Origin of the sequence: Actinoplanes couchii, from assembly GCF_016862075.1 — a bacterium.
Lineage (GTDB): Bacteria > Actinomycetota > Actinomycetes > Mycobacteriales > Micromonosporaceae > Actinoplanes > Actinoplanes couchii.
Genome location: NZ_BOMG01000054.1, coordinates 130,383 through 150,886, shown reverse-complemented (window position 1 = coordinate 150,886; position 20,504 = coordinate 130,383). Strand labels below are relative to the sequence as shown.

10 protein-coding genes are annotated in these 20,504 nt (G+C 71.7%); 9 read left to right on the top strand and 1 reads right to left on the bottom strand.

Translation table 11 applies throughout. The features are described 5' to 3' along the window. Positions 1 to 30 precede the first annotated feature (30 nt). The 9 genes from Aco03nite_RS21545 to Aco03nite_RS21505 are packed head-to-tail and all read left to right on the top strand — an operon-like array spanning position 31 to position 19,069. Positions 31 to 3,171 carry a non-ribosomal peptide synthetase gene (locus Aco03nite_RS21545; RefSeq protein ID WP_203797249.1) on the top strand — a complete coding sequence of 1,047 codons (3,141 nt, stop codon included), beginning with the start codon at positions 31 to 33 and terminating at the stop codon, positions 3,169 to 3,171. After that, positions 3,168 to 4,550 (top strand): class I adenylate-forming enzyme family protein, encoded by a 1,383-nt coding sequence (locus Aco03nite_RS21540; protein WP_203797247.1) that lies wholly within the window; start codon positions 3,168 to 3,170, stop codon positions 4,548 to 4,550. The genes Aco03nite_RS21545 and Aco03nite_RS21540 overlap by 4 nt, the downstream gene beginning before the upstream one ends. Then, positions 4,547 to 5,293, top strand: coding sequence for an SDR family NAD(P)-dependent oxidoreductase (locus tag Aco03nite_RS21535; RefSeq protein WP_203797245.1), 747 nt, complete (start codon positions 4,547 to 4,549; stop codon positions 5,291 to 5,293). The genes Aco03nite_RS21540 and Aco03nite_RS21535 overlap by 4 nt, the downstream gene beginning before the upstream one ends. Positions 5,294 to 5,342: 49 nt before the next feature. After that, entirely contained in the window at positions 5,343 to 5,612 is a 270-nt protein-coding gene (locus Aco03nite_RS21530) for an acyl carrier protein (protein ID WP_203797243.1), read from the top strand. After that, entirely contained in the window at positions 5,609 to 10,969 is a 5,361-nt protein-coding gene (locus Aco03nite_RS21525; RefSeq protein WP_203797241.1) for a type I polyketide synthase, read from the top strand. The genes Aco03nite_RS21530 and Aco03nite_RS21525 overlap by 4 nt, the downstream gene beginning before the upstream one ends. Next, positions 10,966 to 12,813: a condensation domain-containing protein gene (locus Aco03nite_RS21520; protein ID WP_203797239.1), complete on the top strand. Its 1,848-nt coding sequence runs from the start codon at positions 10,966 to 10,968 to the stop codon at positions 12,811 to 12,813. Before Aco03nite_RS21525 ends, Aco03nite_RS21520 begins: the two co-directional genes overlap by 4 nt. Beyond that, positions 12,806 to 14,794: a type I polyketide synthase gene (locus Aco03nite_RS21515; protein WP_203797237.1), complete on the top strand. Its 1,989-nt coding sequence runs from the start codon at positions 12,806 to 12,808 to the stop codon at positions 14,792 to 14,794. Before Aco03nite_RS21520 ends, Aco03nite_RS21515 begins: the two co-directional genes overlap by 8 nt. A gap of 26 nt (positions 14,795 to 14,820) precedes the next feature. After that, entirely contained in the window at positions 14,821 to 18,015 is a 3,195-nt protein-coding gene (locus tag Aco03nite_RS21510) for an aminotransferase class III-fold pyridoxal phosphate-dependent enzyme (protein ID WP_203797234.1), read from the top strand. Positions 18,016 to 18,031: 16 nt separating this feature from the next. Continuing rightward, positions 18,032 to 19,069, top strand: coding sequence for a MupA/Atu3671 family FMN-dependent luciferase-like monooxygenase (locus Aco03nite_RS21505; RefSeq protein WP_239145325.1), 1,038 nt, complete (start codon positions 18,032 to 18,034; stop codon positions 19,067 to 19,069). 49 nt (positions 19,070 to 19,118) lie between these two features. On the opposite strand, the gene Aco03nite_RS21500 is transcribed toward Aco03nite_RS21505, so the two are convergent. Further along, complete coding sequence (locus tag Aco03nite_RS21500) at positions 19,119 to 20,414, bottom strand: MFS transporter (protein ID WP_203797232.1); 1,296 nt, start codon at positions 20,412 to 20,414, stop codon at positions 19,119 to 19,121. Between the last annotated feature and the right edge of the window lie 90 nt (positions 20,415 to 20,504).

Below are 20,504 nucleotides of genomic sequence, written 5' to 3'. Positions count from 1 at the left end.
CTCCAGCTGTCTCGCCGGCGAGACAACACCATGGCTGATCTGTTGGAGGGATTTGTGGTTCCCGCCTCGTCCGCACAGCGAAGAATGTATTTCGCCACGGCGCTGCGACCGGACAGTCCGGCCCATATCTGGGGCATTACCCTGGTCGTCGACGGGGATCTGGAGATCGACCGGCTGAACCGTGCGATCGCCGTGATCCGCGACCGGCACGACGCGCTGCGGATCACCGTCCACGAGCGCGACGGCGACGTCTTCCAGGTGGTGCACGACGCCGGTGCGGGGCCCGCACCGGTCCAGGTCGTGGAGGCGGAGGGCGAGTCGCTCGCCGACCGCCGGGACTGGGCGCACAACGAGGCCCGCCGGATCGTCGACGTCCCCTTCGACCTGGCCGCCGGCCCGCTCTGGCGAACCGTCGTCATCCGCGTCGCGCCCGGCCACCACCTGCTGGTGATCTCCTTCCACCACCTGATCACCGACGAGATCTCGGCCCAGGTGTTCGCCGGCGAGCTCCGCGTCGCATACACCGATCCGGGCGCCCTGACAACACCAGCCGCCCAGTACGCCGACTACAGCCGCGCCGAGAACGCGGCAGGCGTCGACGAGGCAGGTCTGGACTACTGGCGTGGCCGGCTGTCCGGGATCCGGCCGGTGCGCCTGCCCGAGGACGGCGAGCACGCGCCGGGCGGGATCGACGGCCGCAGGCTGCCGGTCGACCTGCCCGAGAACGCGACCGACGAGTTCGCGGCGTTCTGCCGGGACCGGGGCGTCAGCCTGTTCACCGGCCTGCTCGCGGTCTACTTCATCGCGCTGCAGCGCTGGGCCGGGACGAACGACCTGACCGTCGGCACGCAGATGTTCAACAGGCCGGATCCGGACGCGTTCAAGACGATCGGATTCTTCGCCAACACCGTGGTGCTGCGCGGCCAGGTGGCGCCGGGCGACTCCTTCGACAGGTTCCTCGACGTCGTCAGCGACACCGTCCACGACGCCCTCGACCACCAGAGCGTCCCGTTCGAGGCGGTTGTCGACGCGCTGGCCCCGCAGCGGGACGCCGAACGCAACCCGCTGTTCGAAGCGGCGATCAGCTACGCCTCGATCGACAGGCAGGACACCTGGGCGCTCGGCGATCTGCGGATCGTCGCGGTCCCGGAGTCCTCGACGGCGCAGCGGCTGGAGTTCAGCTTCGTCCTGGACGTACGGCGGCTGGCCGGCCGGGTCGACATCGTCGTGGAGTACGACAGGCAACTGTTCTCCGAAGCGGCGGTCCGCCAGTTCGGGCGGGTCTACCGGAACCTGCTGCACGCGCTGTGCCGGGCGCCGGAGGCGCCGATCGGCGGCATCCCGTCCCTGGACGCCGCCGAACTGGCGCGGACGCTGGCCCTCGGCGCCGACGACGGACCGTGGGACGACCCGGCCACCGGGCCGGCCGGATCGGCGTGGGACCTGTTCGCGCGGACCGCCGCGACCACTCCGGACCGGGAGGCGGTCAGCGCGGGCGGGGAACGGTACACCTTCGCCGAACTCGCCGATCAGGCCCGGACGATGGCCGCCGGCCTGCGGGCCCGCGGGGTACGGACCGGCGTGCTGGTCGGGATCGGCCTGCCCCGGCGCGGTGACCTGATCGTCGCGATGCTCGCCACCTGGTGTGCCGGTGGCGCCTTTCTGCTGCTGGACACCCGGCAACCCGAGGCCAGGCGCCGACTGCTGGTCACCGAGGCGGGCGTCACCCTGGTCATCGCGGACGAACCCTTCGCCGGGGTGGACACGGTCGCACCTGCCGCGCTCCGAACCGGCCCGGCGCGGGAGCCCGCACCCGGCCCCGGCCCGGCCTACGTGGTGTTCACGTCGGGATCCACCGGGGCGCCGAAGGGTGTGCTCGTCGATCACGCGAGCCTCGTCGCGCTGGCCACCACCCAGCTGGCGCCGATGTACGCCCGGCTGCCGGCCGACGGCCAGGTCACCGTCGGGGCGCTCAGCTCGGTCACCTTCGACGTCTTCGTCAACCAGTGCCTCGGCATGATCGCCTTCGGGCACCGGCTGCTGCTGCTCGACGACGAGGAACGTGTCGACCCGCGCCGGCTCCTCGCCCGCGGGTCGGATCCCGCCACCGCGATCGAGTGGCTCGACTGCAACAGCAGCCAGATGGAGATCCTTGTCGACGCGGGCATCCTGGACGTCGCGTACCCGCCGAAGGTCGTGCTGATCGGTGGCGAGAGCCCGTCCGAACGACTGTGGCAGCGCCTGCACGACCAGCCCGGACTGATCGCTTTCAACATGTTCGGGATCACCGAGTGCACCATCGACTCGGCCCGGGCCGAGATCGGCGAGCACCCGCGACCGGTGGCCGGACGGGCGTCCGGCACCACCCGGCTGTACATCGTGGACGACCAGCTGCAGTTGCAGCCGCCGCTGTTTCCCGGCGAGATCTGCATCGGCGGGCTCGGGATCGCCCAGGGCTACGTGGGGCAGCCCGCCTACACCAGCGAACGGTTCGTCGCCGACCCGTTCAGCGGTGTCCCCGGGCAGCGCATGTACCGGACCGGCGACCGGGGACGGCTGCGAGCGGACGGCCAACTGGAGTTCTGGGGCCGCCTCGACGACCAGATCAAGGTCCGTGGCCTGCGGGTGGAGCCCGGTGAGCTGGAGGCCGCGCTGCTGCGTCACCCCGGCATCGACCGGGCCGCGGTCGTTGCGACCGACGCCGGCACGCCGAAGGCCCAGCTGCTGGCCTTCCTCGTCCCGGCCGACGGCGCCGGTGCGGACCTGGCCCCGGCCGCGGTCCGGGAGTTCCTGCGCAGCCGGCTTCCGTCGGCGCTGCTGCCGGACCGGGTGGAGACGCTCGAACGGTTCCCGGCGACACCCAACGGCAAGCTCGACCGCGCCGCGCTACTGAGCCTCAAGCCGTCACCCGGCGAACCGGACGCGTACCGAGGCGGCACCGAGCCCGCCGGCTCCCGGGCCCGGCAGCTGTGCGAGATCGTCGCCGACGTGGTCGGTGTCGCGCACGCGGACCTCGACGACAACTTCTTCGAGCTGGGCGGCAACTCGCTGCTCGCCATGATGCTCACCAGCCGGATCGACACCGCCCTGGGCAGCGAACTGCGGCTGCGGGCGGTCTTCGAAGCACGGTCGCTCCGGGACCTCCTCACCGAGATGGACATCGACGCATGACGACCGGAGCGGTGCGGAGCACCATGGACCAGCTGCTGGCGGACCTGCGCGAGCGGGGCGACGCCGAGGCGATGGCCGGGCACGACGGCTCGATCACGTACGCCGGGCTCGCCGAGCGGACCACCGGCTGGCTGTCCGAACTGGACAAGATCGGAATGGCCGCCGGCGACGTCGTGGCGATCGTCGGCAACGCCGCACCGGACGTGGTCGCGCTCTTCATGGCGCTCGCCATCCGGGGCGGGGTGGTGGTGCCGCTCGCCCCCACCGATCCGCCGCGGGAACAGCGGGCGTCCCGGCTCGCGACCGCGCACGCCGGCCGGGTCATCGAGTTCCACGACACCGGTGAGTGGACCGTTCAGGAGATCACCCCACCGGACGCGCCCCGGCCCGGCCTGCTGGCCGGACTCACCGGCGCCGGTGAGGCCGGTCTGCTGCTGTTCTCCTCGGGGTCGACGGGCGAGAGCAAGGCGGCGCTGCTGTCGCTGCCCCGCCTGTTCGGCGGCCTCCACGCGGGCGGCCGGCCCCGCCGCACGCTGCAGTTCATGGCGCTCGACCACATCGGCGGCGTCAACACCCTGTTCCGCACCCTGATCGGTGGCGGCACGGTGGTCACCGAACCGCGCCGGACGCCGAAGACCGCCGCCGAGGCCATCGAGCGCCATCGTGTCCAGGTGCTGCCCACCACGCCGACCTTCCTCAACATGCTGCTGCTCTCCGGCGCGTACCGGGAGCACGACCTGACCTCGCTCGAACTGATCACCTACGGCACCGAGCCGATGCGCGAGGTGACCCTGGCACACGCGGCAGAGGTGTTCCCGGGGGTGCGGTTCAAGCAGACCTACGGCCTCACCGAGACCGGCATCCTGCCCACCCGGTCCGTCTCGTCGGACTCGCTGCTGATGGACGTCGGCGGGCACGGATTCGACACCCGGATCCGGGACGGCGTGCTCTGGATCAAGTCGCCGAGCGCGATGCTCGGCTACCTCAACGCGCCGAGCCCGTTCGACGAGGACGGCTGGCTCGACACCGGCGACGCGGTCGAGGTGGCCGCGGACGGTTCGCTGCGTGTGCTGGGCCGGCTCTCCGCCCTGATCAACGTGGGCGGCGAGAAGGTGTCCCCGGCCGAGGTCGAGAACGTGCTGCTGCGGGCGCCGAACGTCAAGGACGTCGTGGTGAGCGGGCGGGCCAACGCCGTCACCGGAGCGATAGTCGTGGCCATCGTCGAACCGGTCGCCGACGAGGACCGCAAGGCACTGGCCCGGCGGCTGCGCCAGTTCTGCTCGGCAGCGCTGCCACCCCACAAGGTCCCGGCCGTCATCACCGTCTCGGACGGGCCGTTGCACGGCGAACGTTTCAAGCGGATGGGCGGTACGCGATGAGCGACACCATCGATCAGCGCCCGGTGGCGGTGGTCAGCGGCGGCAGCCGTGGCCTCGGGCTGGCGCTGGTGACCGACTTCCTGGCCCGCGGGTACCGGGTGGAGACGTTCAGCCGGACGGAGAGCGCCGAACTGGCCGCGCTGCGCGTGCCGGCCGATCCCGGCACCCTGACCTGGTCCGCCGTCGACGGCACCGACGCCGAGGCGGTCCAGTCGTTCGTCGCCGCGGCGGTCCGCCGGCACCGCCGGATCGACGTGCTGGTGAACAACGCCGCGGTCGGGCTGGAAGGTTTGCTCACACTGACCTCGCCGGCCACGATCGACGCCGCGCTGCGGACCAACCTGACACTGCCGATCCTGCTCGCCCGGGCCTGCCTCAAACCGATGCTCGCCCGGCGGACCGGCGTGGTGGTCAACCTGTCGTCGATCAACGCGCTGCGCGGGCAGACCGGCGTCGCGGTGTACGGCGCGGCGAAGGCGGCACTCGACGGGTTGACCCGTGGCCTGGCCCGGGAGGTCGGGCCGGCCGGGATCCGGGTGGTGAGCGTCGCCCCCGGCTACTTCGACAGCGACATGACCGCGGGGATCGGCCCGGAGCAGCGCCGCCGCATCGTCCGCCGGACACCGCTGGGCCGGCTCGGTGCGGTGGAGGACGTGCTCGGCGTCGTCCGCTTCCTCACCTCCCCGGCGGCGAGCTTCATCACCGGACAGACCATCACCGTCGACGGCGGCTACACCTGCTGAACCCCGGCACGGGGAGCGGGGCGACATGCGAAACGGGAGTGTGATTCGAATGAACAGGCGTGAGACGGTCATGACGGCGCTGCTCGAGATCGTGAACGAGGTGGCCGGACCGGTCGATCACCTGGACGAGGACCAGTCGCTCGTCGACCAGCTGGGTCTGGAGTCGCTGCATCTGGCCCGGCTGGTCGCCGTCCTGGAGATGGAACTGGACACCGACCCGTTCACCGCCGAGGTCCCGATCACCAGCGTGCGCACGGTCGGCGACCTGCTGCGGGCGTACGACCCGGTGGTCCGTGCCCCGCTGGGAGACCCGGCATGACCCCACGGGCGATCGCCATCATCGGCATGGCCGCGCGTTTCCCCGGCGCACCGGACGTGGACGCGTTCTGGGACCTGATCGTCTCCGGTCGCGAGGCCATCCGTGACCTCGGCGACGAGGAACTGCTCCGCGGCGGCGTGGACCCGGCCTGGCTCCGCGATCCCGACTACGTCAAGGCGACCGCCGGCCTGGACGACGTAGACCTCTTCGACGCGGCCCACTTCGACATCTCGGGCCGCGAGGCCGCCGCGATGGACCCGCAGCACCGGATCTTCCTGGAGACCTGCTGGCACGCCCTGGAACACGCGGGTGTCCGGTCCCCGGCCGGAACCGGCGCCGCGGTCGGCGTCTTCGCGGGCAGCGGTGGAGTGCTGACCAGCTATCTGCCCGAGGTGCTGCGGCACTCCGGGCCGCTCGCCGACCCGACCGCCTCGCTCGAACAGCTCGGGTCCGACAAGGACTTCCTCGCCACCCGGGTGTCGTACAAACTCAATCTGACCGGGCCCAGCCTGACCGTGCAGACCGCCTGCTCCACCTCGCTCGTCGCGGTGCACCTGGCCTGCGAGAGTCTGCTGCGCGGCGAGTGCGGGACGGCGCTGGCCGGTGGGGTGAACATCAGGCTCCCCAGCGCCGCCGGGCACTGGTACCGCCGGGGCGGGATCCTGTCACCGGACGGCCGCTGCCGGCCGTTCGACGTCGGCGCGCAGGGCACCATCTTCGGCAGCGGTGTGGGCGCCGTGGTGCTCAAGCCACTCGCCGACGCGCTGCGTGACGGGGACACCGTCTACGCCACCATCCTCGGCACCGCGATCAACAACGACGGTGGCGGCAAGGCCAGTTACGGCGCCGCCAGCCAGCCGGGCCAGCTGGGTGCGATGCGCCGGGCCCTCGACGACGCGGGCATCGACCCGGCGACGATCGGCTACATCGAGGCGCACGGCACCGGGGTGCCGCTCGGCGACCCCACCGAGGTCGGTGCGCTGAAGAAGATCTTCGGCCGGGACGGGGCCTGCGCCCTCGGCTCGGTGAAGGCGCAGATCGGGCACATGGAGGCGGCCTCCGGCATCGCCGGCCTGATCAAGGCCGCGCTGTCCCTGCACCGGGGCGTGATCCCGCCGAACCCGTACTTCACCGCACCGAACGCCCGGTTGAACCTGACCGGGACCGGCCTGTACGTCAACGACCGGGCGCTGCCGATGACCGGCAGTCCGCGCCGGGCGGCGGTCAACTCCCTGGGCATCGGTGGCACCAACGCGTTCGCGGTGCTGGAGCAGGCGCCGGACCGTACGCCCCCGGTCCGGCAGCCGGGTCCCGAACTCGTCACGATCAGCGCGAAGACCCCGGACGCGCTGCGCGAACTGGCCGGCCGCTGGGCCGATCGCCTGCGGGAGCCCGGTGCGGACCTGCGGGACCTGGCGTACACCAGCCACACCGGGCGCAACGCGCTGCGGCACCGGGTCAGCGTGCTCGCCGGCACCGGGCCCGCCGCGGCCGACCAGCTCACATCGTGGCTGCGTGACGGCAAGGGAGCGGCCGACGCCGGCGAAGCGGCCCGAGACCGGCCACGGGTCGGTTTCCTCTTCCCCGGGCAGAGTTCCGAGTACGCCGGGATGGCAGTCGAGCTGTACCGGGAGCACCCCGCGTTCCGGACCGCCCTGGACCGGCACACGGAACTCTTCCGGAGCCTCACCGGCACCGATCCGCTCGACGTGTTCGCCGACCCGGCGGCGCAGGCCCGGCCCGAACTGCTCCAGCCGGCGGTCTTCCTCCTGCAAATCGCGCTGGCGGAGTTCTGGGCCGCGTGCGGCGTGCGCCCGGACGCGGTGGCCGGCCACAGCCTCGGCGAGTACGCGGCCGCCTGCGTGGCCGGAGTGCTCAGCCCCGAGGAGGGTCTCGCACTGGTCAGCGAACGCGGTCGCGCCTTCGCCGCGGTTCCCGGCAGCGGCCGGATGATCGCGGTGGGCTGCGACGATCCGGCCGAGCTGGAGCGCCTGATCGAGGCCACCGGCGGATCGGCGTCGATCGCCGCGTACAACGCGCCGCAGCGGATCACGGTCTCCGGCTCGGACACCGAGACGGCTGAGCTGGAGGAGGAGTTCCGGCGGCGGCGCTGGGGCGTGATCCCGCTGGAGACCACCCACGCCTTCCACTCGCCGCTCGTCGCCCCGGCGGTACCGGCCCTGGTCGCGGCCGCGAGCCGGATCGACCACCGGGCGCCGGCCGTGCCGATGGTGCTGAACCTCACCGGCACGTGGGCGAAGAAAGGCGAACTCGGCCCGGAGTACTGGGGACGCCAGCTCACCTCGCCGGTCCGGTTCGCCGCCGGGATCGGCAAGCTGCTCGCCGGGGAGTGCACCGTCCTGCTCGAAGTCGGACCGGGCCGGGCCCTGACCACAGCGGGCCGCGCCCAGTCCGGCAAGGACGTCGTCTGGCTTCCCGGCCTGTCCGACCGGAAGCCGGATCCGGCCACCGTCCTGGCCCATCTGGCCCGGATGGAACGGGCCGGGACGCCAGTCGACTGGGCGGGGTACTACGCGCCGCTCCAGGCGAGCCGGACGGCAGCGCCCCGCTACCCGTTCGCCCGGACCCGGCACTGGATCGCCGCCGCGGCCCCGGTCCCGGCCGGCCCCACCGGCGAGCTGCCCGGTCTGACCCGGATCGCCCTGCCACAGTCCGCGCAGCGGCGCTACGACACCACGGTGTCCGCGCTGGCCCCGGGCATCCTCGCCGACCACGAGATCGCCGGCCGCCTGGTGGTGCCCGGGGCCTACCACACGGCGTGCCTGGTGGAGGCGGTGACCGCCGGGGCCGGAGCGGTCGTCGAGGACCTGATCTTCCCGCGCGCGCTGGAGGTCACCGACACCGAGCGCCGGGTCCAGCTGGTGCTCACCCCGACCGGGAACGGCAGGTTCGTCGCGCAGTCACTCGGTCTGGCCGAGGACGCCGATCCGGTCGCCGACCCGTCGTGGCAGGTCCACGCCGAGGGCGGGATACAGCCGGCCGGCCGGCCGGCCCAGCGGTGGACGGACCCGTCGGCCTACCGTGCGGGCGAACCGTATCCGGCGGCGGAGCTCTACCCGCGTTTCGAGGCCGCCGGGTTCCGGTTCGGGCCGGCCTTCCAATGGATCCGCGAGCTGCGGCTGGCCGGTGACGACAGCTCCGGCGACCTCGTCTTCGACGCCGCCTCACCGCGGGAGCGGACAATGGCGCTGCTCGACTCCTGCGTTCAGCTGGCGATCGCGGCACGGATCGTCCGGGCGGCCCCCGGCGAAGGGGTGCTGCTCCCGTTCCGGATCGAACGGGCCGTGTTCCACGCGGCCCGCCATCAGGCACGGGCCGGCACCGCGTACGTCAGGCACCGGTCGGCCGGGACGTCCCGGGCGTTGGCCGATGTCTCGCTCGTCGACGAGGACGGCACCGTGCTGCTCGAACTCACCGGCCTGGAACTGAGAGCGGTGTCCTTCGGCGGCGGCCGGGCCGAACCCGGCATTTATGCCGACACCTGGGAACCGGTCGACCCGAACGTCGCCGGATCAGCGCCGGCCGGCCGGTGGATCGTGTTCGCCGACGGCGGTGAGCACTGGCGGCACGCCGTCCGGGCGCTCGAGACGGCGGGCAGCCGCTGCGTGATCGTCGAGACCGGGGCGGTGTTCGTACGCCACGACGACCAGCACTACGAGCTGGATCCCACCGACGACGAGAGCCTGTCCCGGCTGTTCCGTGCCACCGGGCCCGCCGACGTCCTGCACTGCCTCGGCCTGGACGCCGGGCAGACCGAGGCGGCCCGCGGCAGTCTGCCCGCTCTGGTCCGGGCGGCCGGCCGGCCGGGTTCGGTGGTGCTGCTCACCAGCGGGGCGGTGGCCGTGCACGAGCCGGGCGAGGTCGGTGACCCGCACGGCACGATGCTCTGGGGCCTGGGCCGGACCATGGCCCTGGAGACACCCCACCTGCGGGTACGACTGGTCGACGCCGATCCCCGGGACCTGACCCGCGCCCTGGGCATGCTCGCCGGGCTGCCCGGCTCGCCCGCCGAGGTGGCGATCCGGGCCGGCCGGGTCCACCAGCCCCGGCTGCGCCTGGACACGGCCTCGCCGGCCGGTTCGCCGGGGTTCCGCGCCGATGGATGCCACCTGATCACCGGCGGGACCGGGGCGCTCGGCCTGCGGACCGCCCAGTGGATGATCCGGCGCGGGGCCCGCCACGTGGTGCTGGCCTCCCGTCGCGCCCCGGAGACGCCGATCGGCGAACTGCGCGACTCCACGGCCCGGATCACCGTTGTCGGTCTGGACGTCACCGACGAGACGGCTGTCGGCCGGCTCGTCGAGCGTGCCGAACGGGAGTGGGGTGGTCTCCGGAGCGTCGTCCACGCGGCGGGCGTCCTGGACGACGCGCTGCTCCCGCAGCTGACCCCGGACCGGTTCCGGACGGTGCTCGGCCCGAAGGTGGCCGGCGGCTGGAACCTGCACCGGGCCACCGTGGACCTGGACCTCGACCACTTCATCCTGTTCTCCTCCACGGCCGCGCTGCTCGGCAGTCCGGGGCAGGCCAACTACGCGGCGGCGAACGCCTTCCTGGACGGGCTCGCCCACCACCGCCGTGGTCTCGGGCTGCCCGCCCTCAGCGTCAACTGGGGACCGTGGTCGGAGGGCATGATGGCCCGGCTGAGCGGGCCGCATCAGTCCCGGTTCCGGGACGGTGGATTCACGCCGGTGTCGCCCGATCCGGCCTTCGCGGCCCTCGACCGGCTGCTGGCCGCGCCCGGAAGCCAGTACGGCGTGCTCGCCGTGGACTGGTCCCGCTACCGGGCCCGCTTCCCCGGCGCCCGGGCCGTCGCCGCGGACACCGAAGCCCGGGACGGCGCTGAGGTGGGCCTGCTGCTGCGGCGCAACCTGCCCGGCGCCGACCGGGAACGCGGCCGGGAGATGGTGCTCGACTACCTGCGCGGCATGCTCTCCACCCGGCTCGGCATGTCCGGGGCCGCGCTGCACGAGGATCTGTCGCTGCAGGAGGCCGGGCTTGACTCGCTGGTAGCGGTCGAGGTGCGCGGCCAGATCTTCCGGGACCTGGAGGTCGACCTGCCGCTGGGTGGGTTGCTCGAGGGCAACGCCCTGCGGCTGCTCGCCGACGAGTTGACCGAGCGCCTGGCGCTGCGCGACGGGACGGCCCCGGCGGCTCCGGCCGGCACCGGACCGGTCGTCGTGGAACCCGTCGGGGCCGGGCCGGAACCGCTGTCGCCCGATGCTGCGGAACGGCTTCTGGCGTCGATGGATTCGCTGACCGAGGACCAGCTGGAGGCGCTTCTGCCCTGGCTGGCCGAGCAGGAGACCGCCGTACCGACCGAGGGGCGATTCGCATGACCGACTACGACACCCGCAAACGCCTGGAGGAGGCTCTGCGGGCACGCGCCGGCCAGGCCCGGACCGACCATCCCGTGTCGTACGCCCAACGGCCTCTGTTGATGTTGCACCGGATGAACCCGGACAGCGCGTCCTACAACGTCGCGTTCACGGCCCGGTTCACCGGTGGGTTCGAGGCCGCAGCGTTCCACCGGGCGGTCCGGTCGCTGGTGGGACGGCACGCGGCCCTGCGCACCACATTCGGCCGGGTGGGTGCGGACGGCCGGGACGACGTCCGCCAGACGGTGCACGGATGGCTCGAACCCGACGTCACCGAACAGGACGCCGGTCAGTGGGACGAAGAGCGGACCCAGGAGGCGGTACGCGACGCTTACCGCGAGCCGTTCGACCTGGTCACCGGGCCGCCGATCCGGGTAAGGGTGTACCGGCGGGCGCCGGGGGAGGCGGTCGTCCTGCTGGCCCTGCACCACGTGGTCTGCGACTTCTGGTCGCTCGGCGTCATCGTGGCGGAGCTCGAACAGCTCTACCTCGCGGAGGTGGAGCGCCGCCCGGTGCGGCTGCCGGCCGGGAACGTCCCGTACCACGACTTCGTCGCCCGCCAGCGTGAGCTGATCGCCGGTGAACGCGGTGCCCGGGCCCGGTCCTACTGGCACACCCGGCTCGCCGGTGACCTCGAACCGGCGCGATGGCCCCGGTTCGCGATCGATCCGGCGGACGCCGATGCGGGCGGGTCCATCGTGTTCCCGGTCTCCGCCGAACTCACCGACGGCGTGTCCACGCTTGCCAGAGAGCAGGGCGCCACGCCGTACGCGGTGCTTCTGACTGTCTTTCAGCTTCTGGTCGGCGGTTACACCGGGCGGCAGGACGTGCTTGTCGGTACGCCCGTCGCGGGCCGTTTCGACCCGTCGCTGGGCGAGTGTGTCGGCAACTTCGTCAACCCCGTGGTGCTGCGTGCCGACCTGAGCGACGCGGTGCCGTTCCGGGAGCAGCTCACCCGGACCCGCCGGGCCGTGGTGGAGGCGCTGGAACACCAGGACTATCCGTTCGAGCTGCTGGTCAGCGAGCTGGCGCCGCGCCGGGTGAGCGACCGGAACCCGATCTTCCAGGCGATGTTCAGCTATCAGAAGCCGAGCCGATATCCGGCGCTGGCGGGCCTGTACGTGGCCGATCCGGGCGCGACCCCGGTCGGCTGGGCCGGGCTGACCGCGGTCCCGTTCCGGCTTGATCAACAGGACGACCAGCTCGAACTCGTCCTCGAGGTGGTGCAGGACGGCGACCGCCTGGCCGGGCTGCTCAAGTACCGCAGGTCCGTCTTCTCCGCTCCGGCCGCCCAGCAGTTGATCGACGACTACCTGGCACTGCTGGGAGCCGCGCTCGCTGACCCCGGCCGCAGCGTGGCGGAGCTGTCGTCGATGACCGGGGCGGACCGGAACACCATCCCGGCCGGTCCGGACACCGGCCCGGCGTCCACGGGCGAGCTCACCGGGCACCAGGTGCGGAGGGTGACGACCGTCTGGCAGAAGGTGCTCGGCCGGGAGGGCATCGGCCCCGACGACAACTTCTTCGACCTCGGCGGCAACTCGATGCTGCTGATGCAGGTCTTCGAGATGCTCGCCGACGAGACGGCGGACACCCCGCTGAAGGTGCCGGACCTGTTCCGCTACCCGACCGTCACCAGCCTTGCCCGGCACCTCGGCCGGGGCGCCACCACCGAGGATCCGGATCCCAGCCGCGTCCGGGCGCCGAGCCGGCGGGCGCGACTGGCGGAGGGCACCGCCCGCAGCGCACGGCTGCGGGCCCGGGACCGGCACCGCCCGGCGACCGAGGGAGACCGGGATGTCTGAGTCCGAAGTGGCGGACCCGGTGGTCCGATCGAACGACGTGGCGGTCATCGGGATGTGCGGCAGGTTCCCCGGCGCGGAGAACCTGACCCGGTTCTGGGACCGGGTGCGTGCCGGGGACGACATGCTGACCACCTACACCGACGCCGAGCTGACCGCCGCCGGGGTGCCCGGCGAGTTGCTGCGCGATCCCGGATTCGTCGGACGGTCGGCGCAGCTGCCGGACGCGTTCGACTTCGACCACACGTTCTTCGGCTACACCCGGCGCGAGGCCCGGCTGCTCGACCCTCAGCAGCGGATCCTGCTCGAGGTCGCGTGGGAACTGCTGGAGACCATCGGCTACTCCGGCGGTGCCGGCGACCAGGCCGTCGGGGTGTTCGCCGGCGCGTCGATGAACACCTATCTCACCAATGTGGTGGCCCGGTCCTGCGACCCGTTGAGCCTGATCGGCACCGAGCTGATGATCGCCAACGACAAGGACTACCTGACCACCCGGATCTCGTACAAGCTCGGTCTCCAGGGGCCGAGCATCAACGTGCAGACCGCCTGTTCCACGTCGCTCGTCGCGGTGCACCTGGCGGCGCAGAGCCTGCTCGCCGGTGAATGCGACATCGCCCTGGCCGGGGGCGTCTCGGTGATCGCCAACGACCATCCGGGTTATGTCTACAGCGAGGGGATGTTCCTGTCCCCGGACGGCAGGTGCCGTCCCTTCGACGCCGACGCGGCGGGCACCACCTTCGGTGACGGCGCCGGTCTGGTCGCCCTGAAACGGCTTGCCGAGGCGATCGAGGACGGCGACCCGATCCTCGCCGTCCTGAAGGGCTCGGCGATCAACAACGACGGATCCGACAAGATCGGCTACACCGCGCCGAGTATCGCGGGGCAGCGTGCGGTGATCGCCGAGGCGCAGGCGATCGCCGAGACGGACAGCGACACGATCACCTACGTCGAGGCTCACGGCACCGCGACCCTGCTGGGCGACCCGATCGAGTTCACCGCGCTGCGGGAGGTCTTCACCGAGGGCGGCGCCCGGCCCGGCAGGTGTGCCCTGGGCTCGGTCAAGGCGAACGTCGGGCATCTCGCCGCCGCGGCCGGGATCGCCGGTTTCATCAAGGCGGTGCTGGCGCTCCAGCACCGGGAGATCCCCGGCCATCCCGGCTTCACCAGGGCGAACCCGGCGCTCGAACTGGCGGGCAGCCCGTTCTACATCACCACGTCGACTGTGGACTGGCCGGCCGGCGAGACGCCCCGGCGGGCCGGTGTCAGCTCCTTCGGCTTCGGTGGCACCAACGCCCACGTCGTCCTGGAGGAGGCGCCGGAGCCGCCGCCCCGTCCGCGGCCGGCCGCCGGCCCACGGCTGCTCGCGCTGAGCGCACGGAGCGACCGGGCGCTACGCGGGCTGGCCGGCCGGCTGGCCGACGTGCTCGCCGGCCCGGACGCGCCGGATCTCGGCGACGTGGAGTACACACTGGGCCGGCGACCGGTGCGGCCGCACCGGCACACCGTCGTCGTGGACGACCACGCCACCGCGGTGGCCACGTTGCGCGCGTTCGCCGATGGGCCGGTCACCGCCGGGTCTCCGGCCGTGGCGGCCCCGCCGGACCGGCCGGACCGGACCGGCGAGCGGCCCCGCCGGGTTCCGTTGCCCGCCGAACCACTGAACCGCGTCTTCCACCATCTCGGGTCGTCCCGCGAGCACGCCGTGTCGCCCACCGATGAGCGGAGACAGTCGCTGGCCCGGCTGTGGTCCGAGGTACTGCGCACCACCGTGGACCGCTACGACCGGAGCTTCTTCGACCTGGGCGGCGACGAGTTCCTCGCGGTCCGGCTCGCCCGGCGCATCGAGCAGGAGCTCGGTGTGTCACTACGGGTCGTCGAACTCCTCGCGAATCCCACGATCGATCAACTGGCGGACCGGCTGGATCCGGACCGGGCGCCCGAACCGCCACGCCGCCGCGCCGGTCGCCGAACAGGAGCAGCCTGATGCACGGGGAGAACACCTTGGAGTCAATGCTCGACGAGATCGTCACCATCATCGGCGGCTATTTCGACCTCGAACCCGGTGAGCTGGACCCGGATCTGGCCTTCACCGAACTCGGGGCGGATTCGATGGCGCTGCTCGGCATGCTGCGGCTGGTGGAGGACCGCTACGGCTGCCGGGTGTCGTTCCGGCAGATCTTCGGTGACGTCCGGACCCCGGCCGAGCTGGCGACGTTCGTCGCCGTGAACACCGCGCCCGTCGCGGCGGTTCCGGACGCCGTGGTTCCGGCTGCCGCGGTTTCGGCTGCCGTGGTTCCGGACGTGACGGTTCCGGACGTCGTCGTACCGGGTGCCGTGGCCCCGCCCCCGCCGGTATCCGCTGCTCCGGAGGCCTCCACCTCGGTGCAGAGCCTGATCCGGGAACAGCTCCTGATCATGCAGCGCCAACTGGACCTGTTGACCGGCGGCGCGGCTGCCGGCAGCACGTCGGTGCCGGTGCCGGCGTCACCACCCGCCGCACGGCGGGCCACCGCCGGGCCGGTCATGCCGCTCGCCCCCGGCATGCGCGGCCGGGTGATCACCGGCGAGGACTCCGAGCAGCGCAACCGCTATCTGAAGACGCTTGCCGACCGGCTCGGCACCCGGATGGCGGGCTCGAAGGACTTCGCCCAGCGGTACCGGCCGATGGTGGCCGACAGCCGGTCGACGATCGGCTTCCGGCCCGCGACCAAGGAGATGCTGTACCCGGTCGTCGCCGACCGTGGGCGGGGCGCGAAACTGTGGGACATCGACGGCAACGAGTACGTTGACCTGACCCTCGGCTACGGCGTCCACCTGCTCGGGCACAACCCGCCGGTGATCGAGTCGGCCCTGCGCGAGCGGCTGGACATCGGCTTCAGCCTCGGGCCGCGCTGCCGGCTGGTCGAGGACGTCGCCGCCGGCATCCTCGAACTGACCGGGATGGAACGGGTCGCCTTCCTCAACAGCGGCACCGAAGCGGTGATGACGGCGGTGCGCCTGGCCCGGGCGGCGACCGGGCGCGACAAGATCGTGGTCTTCTCCACCGCCTACCACGGTCACTTCGACGCGGTGCTCGCCGTCCCGTCGTACGAGAACGGGGTGTTCGGTACCAGGCCGCTCGCGCCGGGCATCTCCCCGGGGGCGGTGCAGGACGTCTACGTTCTCGAATTCGGCAGCGACGAGGCACTCGCGTTCATCGACCGGCACGGCTCGGAGCTGGCCGCGGTGATGACCGAGCCGGTGACCCTGCGTACTCCCGGCGTGCAGAATCCGGAGTTCCTCCGCAAACTGCGGGAACTCACCCGGGCGCACGGCGCGAAGCTCATCTTCGACGAGATGGTGACCGGGTTCCGCTGCCACCCGGCCGGCGTCCAGGGCCTGTACGGCATCGAAGCCGACCTGGCCACCTACGGCAAGATCGTCGGCGGTGGCATGCCGCTCGGGGTGATCGCCGGACGCGGCGGGGTGATGGACTCCATCGACGGTGGTGTCTGGAACTTCGGTGACGACTCCGGCCCGACGCTGGAATCCACCTTCTTCGCCGGCACGTTCAACCAGCACCCGCTGACCATGGCGGCGGCCAAAGCAGTAGTCGATCACCTCCGCGCGGAGGGGCCCGCACTGCAACGTGATCTGGACCGGAAGACCGAGATCTTCGTGGACCAGCTGAACGCCGACTTCCGTGAGCTGGACGTGCCGATCGAGGTGCGCCGGTTCTCCTCGCTGTTCCGCTTCGAGCACGAGGCGAACATGGATCCGCTCTACTACAACCTGCTCGACCGGGGCGTGTTCGTCTGGGAGCTGCGCAACTTCTTCCTGTCCACCGCGCACGAGCAGGCGGATCTCGACCACATCCGGAACGCGGTACGGGAGTCCGTCGCCGAGCTGCGCGCCAACGGCATGCTCGCGGACCGCCGGCCCGCTCCGGCACCCCGGCGCGGCACCCTGGCCCAGCGGCAACTCCGGGACCTGGACCGGACGGGTGTGCCCGCCTACGAGATGTCCATCGGGTTCTGGCTGGACGGCCCGCTCGATCAGACGGTGCTCCGCGACGCCGTACACGGCCTGGTCGACAGGCACGAGTCCCTGCGGACCACTCTCGCCGCCGACGGTGACACGCTCATCGTCCATCCGGCGGACCGGACCGCGCTGACCGAGTACACCTGTGCGGACCAGGCTGACCTGGAACGGTTCCGGCGGACCTGGTCCGAGCAGCCGCTCGACATGGCCGCCGGGCCGGTGTTCCGCGCCGCGGTGGTGCGCGCCGAACCGCGGCGGCACCTGCTGCTGCTCGCCGTGCACCACGCGGCGGTGGACGGCTGGTCCTACAGCGTCCTGCTCGACGAGCTGATCACGATGTACAACGCCGGATGCCGGGGACAGAGCCCACAGCTGCCGCCGGCCGTGCAGTTCCGGGACTACGTCGACTGGCACGAGCAGGTCGCCGCCGGTCCCTCGGCCGGCGCTCAGCGTGATCACTGGCGTGCGGTGCTGAAGGAGGCGCCGACGCTGGAGCTGCCGATGGCGCAGGAGCCGAAGACCGCCCCCTATCGAGCGGTACGGCAGAGCATCCTCCTCGACTCCACCTTCCGCGACCGGCTCGGTGACGCCGCCCGTGCGGAGGGGGTCACCGTGTTCGCCTACCTGGTCGCGGCCTGGGGAACCCTGTTGCACCGGTTGACCGGGCAGGACGACATCGTGCTGCCGATCGCTGCCGCCCGTCGCCCGGCGGAGCTGGACCGGGTGGTCGGGTACTGCTCGAATCACCTGCTGCTGCGCCTGCGCTGGTCGGCGGATACGGCGGCAGCGGACTACGTGGCAGAGGTTCTGGACCAGTTGGTGACCGGGCTGGAGTGCCAGGACCACCCGTTCGCGGAGCTGATCGCCGAGTCCGCGCTGCCCGGCACGGGCCTGCGGAACGCGCTGTTCACGACGTCGATGTCGTTCTACCGGCAGATTGTGGCGCCGCCGATGGACGGGCTCGTGGTGTCGGAGGCCGACCCGCTGCCGATCACGCACACCGGCAACCCACTGTCACTGAACATCGTCGACCGTACCGACGGATTGCGGTGTGACTTCGAGATCGCGGCCGACGCCGTCCACCCGGATCTCCTCGAGGACATCCCGCGGCACTACCGGGACCTGCTGGGCGCCCTGATCGCCGACGGCGATCGACAGCTGGGCGAGCTGGACCGGGACCAATGACGGCAGAGAAGGGGACATGATGGATTTCGGGCTGTTCTATTTCGCCGACGACAGCGGAGCGGCCGAGAACGACCGTTACCGGCTGCTGCTGGACGGCGCCCGGTTCGCCGACGAGAACGGTTTCCACGCGGTGTGGACGCCGGAGCGCCATTTCCACCAGTTCGGCGGGACCTATCCGAACCCCTCGGTGACCGGGGCGGCGATCGCCGCGACCACCAGCCGGGTGCAGGTCCGGGCCGGAAGCGTGGTGGCGCCGTTGCATCACCCGGTGCGGATCGCCGAGGAATGGTCAGTGGTGGACAACCTCTCGCACGGCCGTGCCGGGGTGTCCTTCGCCTCCGGGTGGCACGCGACCGACTTCGCGCTGAACCCGTCGGCGTACCAGGACCGGCGGACCGTGATGTACGAGCGGATCGAGCAGGTACGTGCGCTGTGGCGGGGGGAGTCCGTCGAGGTCGTCGACGGGCTGGGCAATCCCGGACAGGTGCGGTCGTTCCCGCCGCCGGTCCGGGGTGAGCTGCCGGTGTGGGTGACGAGTGTCGGCGACGTGGAGACCTTCCGCAGCGCCGGCCGGATCCGGGCCGGCCTGCTGACCCACCTGCTCGGGCAGAGCCCCGAACAGCTGGCGGAGAAGATCGTCGAGTACCGCAAGGCCGCGACCGAGGCGAGTGACGGCGCCTGGACCGGCCACGTCGTGGCGATGGTGCACACGTTCCTCGGCGAGGACGACGACGCCGTCCGGGAGCAGGTCAGGCCGTCGCTGTCGGCCTACATGCGCAGCTCCCTGCGGCTCATCCTGTCCTCGGACCTCGGGCCGGAGGACGTCGCGAATCTCGAGGCCGACGAGATCGACTTCCTGGTGGAGCGAGCGTTCGAGCACTACTTCGACAACATCGGCCTGCTCGGTTCGGTCGACAAGGCGCAGCGGATCGTGGCGAACCTCGCCGAACTCGGGGTGGACGAGGTCGCCTGCCTCATCGACTTCGGGCTGCCGGCCGACGAGGTGCTGTCCGGCCTGACCCATCTCAAGGTGCTGCGCGACGCCTGCGGATGACAGTGATCGGCGCCCGTTCCCGGCGGGGAGCGGGCGCCGATCGTCGTGGTCAGTCCGCCTGGTTCGCCGCGGTCTCCTGGACCTTGGCCATCGCGGCGCGGTTGAACACCCGCCAGGTGACCGCGGTGACGGCGAGGGCGACAGCGAATCCGGCCCAGTACGGCGCGGTGATGCCGAACTGTTTGGCGAGGATCCCACCGAGCAGCGCCCCGACCGCGTTGCCGCCGAAGACGATGAACAGGTGCAGGCTGGAGACCCGGCCCATCATTTCCGGCGGGGTCAGGCGATGACGCAGTGAACCGGCCACGATGTACCACAGCGCGGTGTGCACGCCGAACAGGAAGAGTGCGAAGCAGGCGAGCCAGGCGTTGCCGGACCAGGCGAGCGCCAGATACATCGCGGCCTCGACGACGAGACCACCGCGGATCGTCCAGGTGGCGGTCACCCGCTTGATGAGGCGGTCACCGAAGGCCGAGCCGAGGACACCGCCGACCGCGATGCTGGAGAACAGCAGGCCGTAGCCGACCGAGCCGAGGTTCAGGCGCTCCTTGGCGAGCAGCACGAGGACGGCGCCGCCGGCGGTGAGTGTGATGTTCAGGACACCGATCAGGATGCTCATCGTGCGCAGGATCGGCTGGCCCATCAGGAACCGGAAGGCGACCGCGATGTCCGACCGGGCGGTGATCAGGCCCTGCTTGAGGCCACCCCCGACGGTCGGGGCGGTCGGGTCCACCGGGCCCGACGCGATCCGGTACACCCCCGGGACCAGCGTGATGAAGATGGCGCTGACCACGTACATCCCGGCGTTGGCCAGGAACGGGATGCTCGCCGCGATCACGAACAGGGCCGCTCCGAGCGGACCGGCGATCATGTCCTTGGTGGTGATCGTCCCGCCCATCAGCCAGCCGTTCGCCTTCTCCAGCAGGTCCTTCGGGACCACCGCCGGAATCATGGCCTGACTCGCCGTCTCGAAGATCACCTCACCGGTGTGGATCAGGAACAGCGTGACGAACAGCAGCCACAGGGGAGCGTGCCCGAACAGGATCGCCACGCCCAGCGCCGCCATCACGGCGAAGCGGGCCCAGTCCAGTCCGATCATGAGCCGGCGGCGGTCGACCCGGTCGACGAGGATGCCGCCGGGGAGGGTGAACAGCAGCCACGGAACCCAGATGACGGCGGAGGCCGCCGAGACGATCACCGGGTCGTTCGTCTGCGAGGCCACGTACAACGGCGCCGCGATCGTGACGAGTCCACTGCCGAGCGCGGAGGCCGTGCTTGCCGTCCAGAATTTGGCAAATGTGGGCCCCAGTACGGGCCCCGCTGTTTTCGCAGCTGTTCCGGTCATATGGCCAGAACCTAGCAGCGAAGTCTTCGCCGCGGAATGCCTCGATGAGCGGGCGGGTGCTGTTGTTCCTGTCTCGCCAGCGAGACAGGA